9 protein-coding genes and 1 pseudogene are annotated in these 13287 nt (G+C 49.9%); all 10 read right to left on the bottom strand.

The window, feature by feature from the left end; all coding sequences use genetic code 11:
• Positions 1-147 precede the first annotated feature (147 nt).
• A protein-coding gene (locus VJ464_13720) for an IS630 family transposase (protein HKQ06188.1) occupies positions 148-1283 on the bottom strand; the annotation gives its coding sequence in 2 pieces (ribosomal slippage) (positions 148-851 and positions 851-1283; 1137 coding nt in all).
• Positions 1284-1503: 220 nt separating this feature from the next.
• Positions 1504-2019, bottom strand: coding sequence for an IS200/IS605 family transposase (tnpA, locus tag VJ464_13715; protein HKQ06187.1), 516 nt, complete (start codon positions 2017-2019; stop codon positions 1504-1506).
• 841 nt (positions 2020-2860) lie between these two features.
• On the bottom strand, positions 2861-3871 hold the full coding sequence (locus VJ464_13710) for a tetratricopeptide repeat protein (GenBank protein ID HKQ06186.1): 1011 nt from the start codon (positions 3869-3871) through the stop codon (positions 2861-2863).
• 392 nt (positions 3872-4263) lie between these two features.
• Positions 4264-5577: a hypothetical protein gene (locus VJ464_13705; GenBank protein ID HKQ06185.1), complete on the bottom strand. Its 1314-nt coding sequence runs from the start codon at positions 5575-5577 to the stop codon at positions 4264-4266.
• A 25-nt stretch (positions 5578-5602) separates the two neighbouring features.
• Positions 5603-6388, bottom strand: a complete 786-nt coding sequence (locus VJ464_13700; GenBank protein HKQ06184.1) for a hypothetical protein — start codon at positions 6386-6388, stop codon at positions 5603-5605.
• A gap of 258 nt (positions 6389-6646) precedes the next feature.
• Positions 6647-7807 (bottom strand): annotated as a pseudogene (locus VJ464_13695) (helix-turn-helix domain-containing protein).
• 416 nt (positions 7808-8223) lie between these two features.
• Positions 8224-10791, bottom strand: coding sequence for a WD40 repeat domain-containing protein (locus VJ464_13690; protein HKQ06183.1), 2568 nt, complete (start codon positions 10789-10791; stop codon positions 8224-8226).
• Between the two features lie 350 nt (positions 10792-11141).
• Entirely contained in the window at positions 11142-11711 is a 570-nt protein-coding gene (locus tag VJ464_13685; protein ID HKQ06182.1) for a hypothetical protein, read from the bottom strand.
• A 224-nt stretch (positions 11712-11935) separates the two neighbouring features.
• Complete coding sequence (locus tag VJ464_13680) at positions 11936-12238, bottom strand: SdpI family protein (GenBank protein HKQ06181.1); 303 nt, start codon at positions 12236-12238, stop codon at positions 11936-11938.
• 233 nt (positions 12239-12471) lie between these two features.
• The gene (locus VJ464_13675; GenBank protein HKQ06180.1) at positions 12472-13101 is read right to left on the bottom strand and encodes a hypothetical protein; all 630 of its coding nucleotides are present in this window, start codon (positions 13099-13101) and stop codon (positions 12472-12474) included.
• Between the last annotated feature and the right edge of the window lie 186 nt (positions 13102-13287).

Here is a 13287-nt window from a genome sequence, read left to right as displayed (position 1 = left end):
CATGTAAACTACGTAGTCTTTTCGCATCCGACTCTTTAGACTATCAAGCTTTGCCTTTCCAGCAGGGTCAGGTTCAATATCAGAAACTTTAACTGGCGCATCATCTCGTATGACATAAAGAAACATCGGTTTCCCACTAGTGTTCTGTCAGCCATGGATTGATGGGTAAAGCCGCTTCAACTTAATCCGTGCATCATTGGTCGTAAAACGCCAATCCACGGCTGCCTTGCTGTCATTGCGCGCCTTCTCCCAAGCCTTTACTTCCTTCGCCAATGTCTCTTGATCAGCGATCCGTCTCTTCAAACATTGCCGGCTCATTACGCTCAACTCAATCTCGGCCATATTCAACCACGAGCCATGCTTCGGCGTGTAGTGAATCTCCAACTTCCTCGCGATCCGTCGCGCTTGTTCCGGCTCAAACACTTCATACAATGAGGCCAGCTTGTGCGTACTCACGTTATCCATCACTAAGGTGATGCGCTCGGCCTCTGGGTAATGCACCTCCACTAACTCCCGGATGCACTCAGCCCAATCTCGATTCGTTTTGCGCTCGCGTACGCTGACGTGACGGCGAGCGGCGAGCGGCTCAAACACCATCAATAGATTGGCCACCCCATTGCGCTTGTACTCAAAGTCGAAACGCTCGGTCTGTCCCGGCCTGATTTTCATTCGACGACGGGTCTCACCGATCAACGGCACCGGCTTTTCATCCATCGTCACCATGGGGTGCTTTGCCTCATAAGGCCGAGTATACACCTCAAGTACATCTTCCATCCGACAAACAAACTCGGCATTCTGCTGTGGCGGCATGCACCACTGTTTGACGAGCCAAGGCTTGAGTTCGTTTTTTTAAGCACCTCGCGCACCGTCTCATGTGAGAGGCGGTCAACGATCTTGAGTTCAATCATCCGATTGCGCAGCAGCCGCAAGGTCCAGCGCTGTCTCCCCTCGGGAGGCTGGCTGCAAGCGATCGCAATGAGATGCGCCTCTTGTTGACCATCGAGTTTTCGCTTGTCGTGTCGGCCGGGTCGCTGAGAGTTCAAAGCCGCTTCAAAGCTCTCCATCACAAAACGCTTGCGCGTTCGCCAGACCGTGGGCGAACTGACATCCAAGGCTTGGCAAATCGCCGCATCGCTCCAGCCCTGGCGGCCGTCAGCCGAGTCCGCCTTCAGCAAGATGCGAGCTCGAATGAGCTTGCGAGCTGGAGCTTTACCTGAACGAATCATTTTCTCAAGCTCAGCGCGTTCCTCGTCGGTTAGAGTTACGATATACTTCTTCGGCATCAGCCGTGTCCTCCGTGGTGATTGATCTTGTTTCTACCGCAGAGGATACGGCATCCGTTCTACTATTCAAAACACGGCTGACAGAACACTAGACGGAGAAGCGATCTAACGCCCGCGTTCAGCGGGGCCGTGAGCGGCATAGCGAGTAACCACGTGAACCGCGCTTCGCGGCCTCCGCTGCAACGCATTGTTATGTTGCGTTTGCAACGCTCAGGCTTTCTCACTCAAAGAGCCTTGCCTGTATATAGCCAGATTTCGGTTTAGCTTCTTCCTCTTTCGATTTCTGATTCTCTATATATTCTTTTACAAGTTCTGTCGTCACCTTGTCGCTGACACTGCTAATGTAATAGCCCACCGCCCACAAAGTGCCATCTTTCCAGATATATCGCTTTATTACGTCAAGATACTCTTGCCGCAGCCTTCTCGATGATATGCCCTTAAATATCTGTACGATCTTTGCAGGTGCGAACTTTGGCGGTGCTTCAATAAGCATGTGGATGTGGTCAGGCATAACTTCCATGGCAATGATACGGAAGCGGTAATCACGAGCAATCTCTCTGAGTATTTGTATTAACCTTTCTGCTATTTCGCCGACTAGAAAACTCCGGCGGTACTTCGGAATCCATACGAGATGATATTGCAAACTATAGCGGCAATGTGAGCCAGACCTTGTGTTGTCTTGATAGAAATAGTGCAAGACTGCTTTGAGCGTTTTCTGTCGTTCTTCTTGATCCATATTACTTTCTGTTTATCGAACCACATCGAAGCAACATAACGAACACACATCACCGGGCGCGGGCGACGGCATTGCGATGAACCACGTGAGCCGCGCTGCCCGCGCTCCGGTGCATGTCGTTGTTAGACAGCCCCACGGGCGGCTCGGCGCCTTCCCATTCGCAATGCCAGCACTCAACACTTTTCGTCCGTCGCGCCGTTAATGACCTCCCAATTGCCGAGCGCCTGCACTGTGCCACAATTCGGCCCCCCATCCTTGCCTTTCCCTGGGATTCGCCCTAACAGCCTCTGCCCCACTTTACTCGTTGCCTGTCGAATCAGTGCCCAAGTGATCCCTTGTAGTGGCACTTTCATCCGCCGTGACCACGGCGTATCTTTCTGGCCAGCGTAAGTCCCCACAGCGATATAAATGAACCTAGCCGCAGGTCGACCCTGCACGAACGAGCCTTTGAAATTCGGCAGACTGCCTCTTGGATTTTCCCTGACGGTTAAGGAAAAGTCGAAGATGACCTCTCCGTGCTTGACCTGCTGCACGAACAGGGCTTGGTAGTGGGCACCCGTTCCACGCTGGATGCCAAAGGCGACTCCCGGAGGAGGATCGACTAACACCAAGCGAATCGGAAGATCAGACTCCATAATGCCCCTAACTATAATCTTGCATCGTATGTCTCGCGAGGCTGTCTAACGCCCGCGTTCAGCGGGGCCGCGAGCGGCATTGAAGGCATGACGTGAAACTCGCGGCGCGGCCTCCGCTGCAACGCCTTGTTAGGCCAAGCATATAGGATTGGGCGACTTGCTTTACATACAGAATCAGCAAACATGTATAGCTGTTCTTCATTATCTCAATGCGTCTTGGCTTCTCCTGGAATGCGTTTGGAATAGTCTACAGATGGGGTAGAGCTTTTGAATAAAGGATCGATACGGAGCCTTGTAGCAATCAGCTTGGGCGCTTTTAACTGAGCCTGTCTTAAGCATTCCTGAGCTTCTTCTATATCGCCGGCTGCGAGAGCAATACGCGCGAGGTTATAGAGAACTAGCCCTTGAGATAGTTTGGTTATAGCTGCATATTGCAATACATCGCTGAATACAAGTTTAGTTTTATCAATTAAAGTTGAGTCCTGCGAATTTATAGCGAGTAGGGCCAGTCTATCTGCTTCAGCCCAATACTTTGTCTTTGGAACTCCGCTAAGATAACGATCTACATCGTGAGTTAATCCATGCAGTCCACACAAATAGGCCAATACTCTTCTTTGATCCTCTCTATGGCGTTCTGAATCGTCGTCTTCTTGAGATGTATTTACTCTTCGCTTCGCTATAAACATTAATGCCAGCGAACCCGCGACGAGTCCAGCAAATGCTGGCACAAGAGCCAAAAGCGCGGGTTTCTCATTTTCTTTTATAGATTTCTCAGTCCCAGGTATCCCTTTTCCTCGAAGACTAATTTCTGGACGAGGAGGAAGATAGATTTGGGCAGTTGCAAGAATAGATAATTGGATTGTTTCAGAGGGATTCAATCCCGCCACGTGGAGCTTTAGAGTGTCACCATTAACTGAATCCGATATATTTATGGATGGTGAGGCAGATATGCTCTTCTGCCCAATAGCTGCGTCAGGCACTCGAACATGACAATCTACATCTTCAACCTCTTTCTTCCCCTCATTGCTTATAGATAATTGGTAAATCCCAATTACCTGATTTTGCCCCGCAAATGGTAAGGTGTCAGCCGTAGAATAGACCAAACGCGGCTCGCGCTCTTGCAAACGTAAAGTGATCAAACCTGTAACTATGGTGACAACTCCTGTCAGGAGTGCTGTGATAAGAATCTCAGCCCATTTAGGCCAGCCACGCTTCATTGGGCGACCTTCTTCAACTGATATATCCGTGTCGGATATGAACCTAGACATAATATTACCCCCTTTGGAATAAGTCGGTTATTTTATCATTGGCTATCTATTTGTAAAGATTTGATGTTTAACTTTAGTATCATTGAAAAACGGAGAGTTGATAAAGGTCTACTATAGAATTGGCGAGGCCTAACGCTCGCGTTCAGCGGGGCCGCGAGCGGCACTCCGAAGTTGATAAGAACTGCGCTTCGCGGCCTCCGCTGCAACGGCTTGTTAGGTGGCTTTTTTCTCAAACTAAGCAGCGCCGGCTCAACGATTACTACTCGTGATGCCATCTCAAAACTAAAGAAGCGGCCTCAGTCGAAGCCGCTTCGATTTTGCCACTGGCTGTCGAGAATAGACTACTGACTGACCAGAAATACGTCCCAGGCCCAGCGGCCAACGTGCGCGTCGTGTGCATCAAACACTTTGGCACGATACCGGAACTGATTGCCATATTGGTCTGTGCGTCTTGCCTCTTTGTAGCTCAAAGATATGGCATATACCCCAAGCTCCGGCAGCCTGTGCAACTCGTTCGGCTCAGAAATGCCGTTGTGGTTGGCGTCCTGCCATAACCGCAGCGACGAGAAGACGGCATCGCGGCTATCTATCCGGCCATCGCTGTTGCCACCTTTTTGAGGCTTATCAAACTCAGCTAGAGCCGCGAAGCCGTTACGAACCTGATTCTTACCCTGCGGTTGTGGCGTGCGGTCGCCGAATAACTCTTGGCCATCATCTATGGTGCCGTTGCCATTGCGGTCAAGTACTAGAAAAGCGTCATCTGCGCCCGTCGCCGTCCAACTGGTCTGCTTAGCGGTGCCGTCAGCATTCAGGTTGAATTGCACGCCATTGACGCGACTGGTGAGTGCGAAGCCATCGCCGTTAACGTCAATGAGAATGGGCGTATTCCACCTGCAATAACAGTCAAGATACATGTAGCCCATGGTCTCGGCGCACCAGGTAGGGTCATCACAATATGGTCCGCCGCCACCGCCACCGCCGCCACCAGAGATTAAGCAATTATTGAAGTAATCAGTTTCGATATTTACCCAGCTATCATCACAATCCTGTACGCTTGTTGGCCCATAATGTCCCACGTCATTCGTCCCTGCACCAGGATTCATTACGGTTTGTCCGGCGGTATAAGGGTACGTTGCTTCATTCAGGCCCATCGGATGCCCGGCTTCGTGGAGCATAGTTGTAAGCACGCACCTATAGTAATCTGCTGATCCATTGCGGTTCCAAGCATAATTCGGAGGAGTGCTATTGTCATGTGCTCCCCAGTAAAAGGTCGTTGTGGCTGCGCTAATATGTCCATTGAGGGCTTGGTCTACGCTAGTGGCGGCACCATAGTCAACATGACCGGCAAGCGTACCCGTATTGCTGGTTATCGTGTAATACCCATAAACGTTAGGAGAAAGCCCAACATTTGAACAGTTAAAGCCATTGGTGTTGTGACTGTTCCAGTCTGCCATTGCATTATCTATTTGAGTCAATTCCTGACTGGTGAATGTACTCGTGACGTACGTTTGGCCGGTATTTGGAGCCCATCCTTGAACCGACAAGAGAGTAGGACATCCCGCTTGCGCAACCGCACCAGGATAGCTGCCTGTGATTAGCCAGCTACAGATAATGCCCAATAAAAACCCGGTCGCCCATTGTATTCGTTTATGCATGGCATCCTGCTTTGCAAGAAATTACCTATTTGATACTACGTTTGACCGTTTTCACGAATGAGGTTTCGTCTTTGAATATGTCGGAGGGAAGAGGCAACAGACCTGCGAGCGGGCGTACGGATGTGCCAGTAAGTTCAAAGGCGGCATTGGGCTGTGTGAGCCTGTAAGCACCCGTTTCAGGGATGAATTTTACAAAAAGCAAAACATTTTGAGCATTGACTGGGAGTGATGCATCGCCATTCCCACCGGCCTTCAAGATGATATCGTCAACGACAATCTTACCACCCAAACAAGTGATTGTCAGTGTTGTGCCGATACTAAGGGGGCTGGATGAATTATCCCTCAAGACCTCTAACACAGTCACATCGTAATCAGTAAAGAGGAAAGAGTCATCTTCGGTGATTTGTGAAACTTTATTTATAACCCTCCCGCGAATGATGGCATCTGAATCTTTTGCCAACCTGCCGAAATACTCCTCCGCAGTTGGTTGCCGACCCGATGCTAGAAATGTTCTGCCCAAAAGTGTTCTTACTAAGACAATCCGCTGCCCTCTGTACTCTGTAATCCATTCGCTGATTGTCTTGCTCTCCCCAGGCATTCCAGATCCATTGAACAGTTGACTGTGAAGTCTTTGTTTTTCTGTCAATGCGCCTAACTGTACCGGCGTCGCATCAACAAGTTCCGTTCGATATTGTTTTTCATTTGCTTTTTTAAGCTCTACATTCTTATCTTGGAGTTGTGATGCTCCAACCCCAGCGATGGCAAACACTACTACACCTACAACGAATCCTAGAAAAAGCGATCTCGACATTTCAACCTCCTCAAAAACGTAAGATTTACGTTTCATTATTTTTGAAATAGCAAGTCATGGGGAAACAACCGAATGTTGCTGCTAATGTGAGGTGGCATTTTTATACCATCGCTAGAAAATTGTGTCAACAAAATATTATTAATTTCTCCTTTGAGAAGCGTTTTTATCACATAAGCGCCAATCAAATGCGGACAGGTGCAGGCACCTGCATGACACTTGAAACTCGAATCAATGACAAGTGCAAGCACCTGCATGACACTACTCAATGTACCGCTTTGGTAATTGATATTTCACTCGGCGAAGCAGCGGCTGGCGGTCGGGAGCTCTCCGGCGCAATGCGTAGAAGCGGATCTCCTTCGCCTTGATGTCAACTTCGCAACGGACGAGTCGGCTTGTCCAACTCGTCTCTACTTCGTACTTATGACCGAGGACTTCCACCACGCCTTTGTCGCTACTACGCCGAATAAAGATGATTCGCCCGGCGGCGAATTTCTCCTGCTCCTGGTAGCGCCATCGCGGCGGCAATTGGCTTCTGTCCGGGGCTCCGTCCATCCGCGCTCGGCAACGCAAACGATGCGCGGCGACATATTTCGCCGATTGCTGTTGCAACGGCGCCAGCGACTTGTAGACCCCGCGCGTCCAGACTTTCGCTTGCCACTGGCCGTTATAGCTTTCTATCGCATTTTGAAAGCCATGCTCACTGACTGGCGCAAAGACCGGCGTGACACCCAGACTCAAGCAAGCACGAATGATTCTGCCGACGGTGTCGGCGTATTGATGTGGCCCGGTGAAGCGGTTGTCATTGTCAAACTGCGCATAGTCGGGCAAGCCAACCTCACGCCAATGGTCGAGAATGGCTTCCAGAGCCGATTGCGCGTTCCACCGCTGCCTCGGCCAGCTTGCCACCAGGCCGCCATGCAAAGAGACGGCGTTGAGGACTTCGACCTCTCTGTGGTCGCCAGTGACTAGGCCTTCAATAAAATCAAACTCATCGATTTCAGCCAGCCCCTGAGCGACATCTGGCAAATACCAGCCTTTGGTAGGAGGCGCCCGCCGGATGCGCTGACGATAATCCGTCGCGCCATGGCGCGCCAGGAGGTAGCCGATGGTGCGCAACGACGGGGGATGAGGCATGCCCTGCCGGATCAGTTCGCGGCGGATGGCTGCCGCACCAAACTCGCCGAGGTCGCTGTGCTGGCGCAGTTGGTCGCGCAGACGAAGAACCTCTTTTTCAAGCTGCGGCGAAGTTCGATTATGAACCCGTTTGGGTCGGCTAGGGCGATCACTGAAATCGGCCCGATCCAAGCGCTTTTCGTCGGCTCTGCTGACCCAGCGTTGGACAGTAGGAACCGAGACTTGAAATTGTGCGGCTACCGAACGCAACGATTGACCTCGACGGACGGCGGCTACCAGGTCGCGCCGTCGTTTTTCAAGAGAAGATTTTTACTCACTGCAAGCGACCTCCATAAACAGTTTTCTGACATATTACTGTCATGGAGGTGCTTGCACTTTGCTGTCATGCAGGTGCTTGCACCTGTCCAAATGCTTTTATATTCCTATGGCTATCAGAATGTTGGATATAGCCACCTAACGCACTGCATCAGCGGGCGCGCGCCGAACACTCCGAGCAACCATGAGAAATCCGCTTCGCGCGCTCCGCTGGATGCGTTTGTTAGATCGCCTTGCTGGTAATGCTGTTTGCCTGTTTTGAGATTATTGCTCTTAATTGAACCCGAACATGCGTAATTCTCGTTGTCAAGAATTACCATATAAATTTGAGCATGAATTGACCTCAACTCACTCCTCTGCATGCGCCATAAAACCCGACAGCCTATTTACTCGGGAGAGTAGATTCGAATTGCCTTTCTACCCTCAGAAAATCCGTTGAACGCGACCACCTCTATGATGTTTTCTCCGGGTTTCAGAGCAGCAGGTATTCTTAAGTCCAACGCCTTCCTTCCCTTTGGGATCTCGACAACTGATGAATTCGATATTGGGACAGGTTGAGAGCGAAGCGATTCAGTAGCAATACTTCTTTCTTTCTCAATAATGACCGGATTACCATTGATAGATAGCTTCACGTCTTTGATCGTCTGATTCTTATCCTCAATGTGAATCGAAATCTCAATTTGGTTAGAATTCATTGAATTACCTTCCCCGGGCGACCTGATAACTACGAGTGGAGGTTCTATATCCTGGAAGGCCATTAATGGTTGTTGTTTTGCGGTCGTAACAATTCTCGCCGCTTGCTCAGAATCCCCGATCTTCAATGCAGTTTCGATTACTTGAGGCTTGTAAAATGTGACACGAAACTGATCCAGTCCATAAACTTTATCTCCGATGCGGACATTCACATATTTGTCTCCATTCGCAGACGAATTGTAATAACCTTCAGGAGTAATGGCGATCCACTCATCTGCCGTAAACATAATCGTCCGGGTAATCTCTTTTCCCGAAACAATGCTCCACCGCCTCACTATTCCATCAGTCGTGGCTGATAGCACATACCTGCTGTCGGGGGAGAATTTTGTGAGCGGAAATAGCCCGAGTCCCTCTGCTTTGTATGCTGCGACCGATTTTTCTTCTGATATATTCCAAACAGTGACCTCCCAAGTCGTGGCTGTTTCCTTGTCCGTGCCTGTCAACAGTGCATACTTACCATCAGGAGAAATCGCCACGGAAAAAAACAGGTTTGAATCCGAGTTGTTCAACTCGAATGTCCTGATTTCTTTCCCGTTAACTATGTCCCATAGGGTAATGGTCTTATCATCACCAACCGATAAGGCATGTTTGCCGTCAGACAAAAACGTTACTGAGATAGCTGCACCTGTTTGCCGTACGAACGTTTTGATTTCTCTTGCCGTAGCAATATCCCAAAGCTTTAGCATCTTGTCCTTACTAGCGGATAAGAGATACCTGCCATCAGGGGAAACGGCTACTGAGTGTATTTTATCTGAGTGCCCGGTAAACTTCCTGATTTCCTGCCCGGTGAGAAGATCGCTGAGGAAAAATATATTTCTGTGTGCGCGCAATAAGTAGTCTTTGCCATCCGAAGGAAAGATCATCGCAGAGATTAGAGCTTCATCCGGCGAACTTCTGAATGTGCTAATTCCCGTTCCCAAAGCTACATCCCAAACCTTAAAAGTGTCGCGGCCCTTCGATAGCACATACTTACCATTAGGAGAAAAGGCGAGCCAGTAAGCCAGGCCTGGATTCCCTTCAAATGTTCTGATTTCTTTCCCACTATCAACTTCTCTGAGCTTGAGTTTAAGCTCAGAGCCCTGATTCCCGGGCTTGAATCTAGGCTCATAACTTCCCCACAGCATGTACTTGCAATCAGACGAAAAAGCCATAGCCGAAGCCCTATCTAAATAGCCTGTGAACTTGCCGACTTCTTTCTTCCTGGCCGCATCAAACATCCCCACTGGGCCGTCCTTGGTAACTGCTAAAATGTATTTGTTGTCACGAGAAATGGCCACTGAAACAATCTCGCCTCCCGGCCTTAAGGCGCTGACAGATGTTCCGCCGGCGACATCCCAAACCTTCAATGTTCCATCGTTATGACCTGTCACGACATACTTGTTATCGGAGGAAAAGATAGCCGAGTTGACAATTGAATAGACGCTTTCCTTGAACCTACCAATCACCTTTCCGCTCGCAATATCCAACAACTCTATGCCCTCGTCATAACCGGTCAACACGGCATATTTGCCATCAGAGGAGCAGACCAGTTTGCCAAAGAGACTTGACTTCCAAGTAAAACTGCTTACCTCTTCCCCCGTAGCAATATCCCATCGTTTAATTGTCTGGTCACTACTGCCCGAAACGGCATATTTACCATCAGAAGAAAAAGCTAGTGAGATAATTCCAGATGAATGACCCTTGAAAGTCCTGATCTCTTGTCCGCCCGTTATATCCCATAGCTTGAGAGTTTTATCATCACTGCCGGATAAGAGATACTTGGCGTCAGGGGAAAAGGCCAGCGAGTTGATTGCGTCAGTGTGCCCTCTGAAAACCTTGATCTCTCTGCCGCTAGGGATATGCCACAGTTTGATTACCGGAGTAATCCTCCCTCTAAACCGTTCGGTATACCTGCCACAATCAGACGATGCATATTTGCCATCTGGGGTGAAAACTACTGAGCGAGCTACTTCAGAAAGCCCTGTGAACCGCCTGATCTCGCGTTTGCTGGCAGCATCCCAGAGGGTGAGCCCCTGATTAGAAGCTATGAGGATGTACCTGCCATCGGGTGAAAAGTCCATACTGCTGATATGTGATAGAGATGGCTGGATGGATATCTCAGCCTTTTCCTGCCCAAAGACAAATGATGGAACAGCACAAAAGATAATAAGGAATCCCAAAGGTAACAGGAGGGCATTTGATCGGAATATCAGATTCTTCATGAGTGCGATCCTCCGAACTATAACACGAATTCGTCGCAGTAAGCACAAGACTTGAATTCCGTGCGATTCACCGGCGATCTAACGCCCGCGTTCAGCCGGCGCGGGAACGGCACTCAATGAACGCATAAGAACTGCGCTGCCCGCGCTCGGCTGCAACGTGTTGTTAGACGCGCTTTGGGTTAAGCAGCATTAGTGTTTTTCTGCTCGGCTATTGCATCTTGGGCATCTGCCATTTTTTAAGCAGTTGTAGCCGAGGTGCCATCCGCATCTACGACAGTAATAGGGAGTATCTTTGATCTTATAGTCACACCATCCACAAACCATAGTTTATTACCTCCTTTTGCCCAAGCTCACCGGAGTATAAAAACTAGAAGAAGCAGTAGCACGCACAGAACTACAATTGCAGAGGAGCATCCACCTTTACCTCCCGATTGCTTTTTCGCGGCTGGATGTTGTTTGACATGGTCAAGCATCTCACGAATCTTTTTATTCTGAGGTTCTATTTCAAGAGATTTTTCATATTGCTCTATTGCCTGAGCAATCAAATCACCTTTCTGGCTCGAACCGCTTGGAGTCATTACAAGAGCGTATGAAGCATCACCGCAAATTACATAGGCTTCAGCAAGAAAACGCGCCCCATAAGATGGGTAATGTTCGGGATTAGCATAGATCGTTACAACCTTTTTGGCATCTTCGATTGCTTCCTGTAGCAAACCAGCATCATAGGTTTCGCGCCGTGCGGTAGCGATGGAAAAGAGTGACTTGGCCCGAAGCCTCCTGAATAGTGCTTCTCTAGTCGGTGCGATTCCTTCCATTTTAAGCCCTTGCTCACATTTACTTCTTAATCTTGCCCAATCTCTTGCTGTTTCAGCTTCAAGCGCCTCTTGGAAGAGAAGGTCGTTTTGTTCCTCGGAACTCATAGGTTATCTCCTTTTTATTCAGGTCTGCTGTTTTCCACCTGAGGTTGTTTTGTTTCCGTTAATGCTTACGCTCATTGGCGAGAGCCAGCAAGCGTCTAACGAACACACATCAGCGGGCACGCGAACGGCATTGGCAGAATGATGATAACTGCGCTTCGCGCGCTCCGGTGCATGTCGTTGTTAGGCGCAGTTTAGTTCACCTGCCCTCAGTCTTGCTCTTTTACCTACATTCGAGTAAGCGCCCAGAAACTGTGCGCCGCCGCAACCGCCAGCGAGAGGATGAAGACCGCTAAATTGAGCCGGTTGGCCAATCGCCGATTGCCCCGCAGGTAAATGGCCGTCGCAATCGTCGTTGCCAAAATGACGACGCCGGCAATCAGCAGGTCATATCCCATGACACGGTTCGCTGCATACCAAACTCGCTCATCCGACAGCGTCTTCTCGACGCGAAATCCCGACCAGTGATTCGGCGGCACAAGTTGAAGAATGAAAGGGATGCTGAGGAGGATGAAAATGGCGCCAGCCAAAGGCCACAGCTGCGGGTGAGCAGATTTCATTTCGACCTCGGTAGTTTTCCTGTCAACGGTTCATAGGTAAACTCAGTAGCATCTGCGCCTAACGCCCGCGTTCAGCGGGCCGCGAGCGCCAATGAAGGCATGATAAGAAACTTGCGGCGCGGCCTCCGCTGCAACGCCTTGTTAGGCGTGATCTTGTGCGATCATACAAAGCTCAATCTGGACCACAACCGTTGGATTGGATGTTAGGCAGTAGTCCCATCTTGAGCCGTAGATTCTGTTTCTCTTGCCTGGAGTGCATCGAGGGTCTTATAGATCGCACCGATTAAAGCAAACTTAGAGACCACGAGTAAGCCAAAGTCAAACTCTAGATGCCCTGCGGATCCCAGCTTTCGCGGCACCTGCAAACAGGCATAGGCGAGGAAGACCATTGAAGAAGCAATATCCTCATTCCGCACTGACCAAGCCAATACTCCAAAGAGCAAGAAATTCACGGCGCTCGACGCATACCATCCCGTGAACACTAAATCGAACGCGGCTGTAGCGGCCAGCACCAAAACTAGCACAACCGCCGAGGTTCTCTCGCGAAGACGCCGCCGCATGTAGTGAGATAAGACTGCTATGCCCATACAAAATGTTGAAGATAGATTGAACGCCAGTGATATATATACTTGATCTCTTGTCAAGCCAGCACTTGGGTTATTTAGAGCGAAGGCAAATTGCGCCAAATACATTGCTGCCCCCAATAATATCGCGAGAGCTAACCACCAGCGGACTCGTCGGACTGACGCCTTCTGGTTTGCCCCTAGTACGAAGATTGCTGCAACGATTGAAAGCGCGCCGTTACCAAACTGGAGGAGTGCTGGTTCATTCATTAAGTACGCCTCGTTGTGTTGATCCGCCTAACGCTCGCGTTCAGCGGGGCCGTGAGCGGCATTCCGCTACCGATGACTACCGCACTCACGGCCTCCGCTGCAACGCTTTGTTGGGCGCCGCCGCAACCATTAGCCTTGCCAACTCGTCACCCCATCCGCCCCGACTCGCCGCGACGGCCACCACTT

It is taken from the genome of Blastocatellia bacterium (assembly GCA_035275065.1).
GTDB lineage: Bacteria > Acidobacteriota > Blastocatellia > UBA7656 > UBA7656 > DATENM01.
Note: the sequence above shows the minus strand (reverse complement) of the source record. Positions and strands in the feature narration are given on the sequence as shown.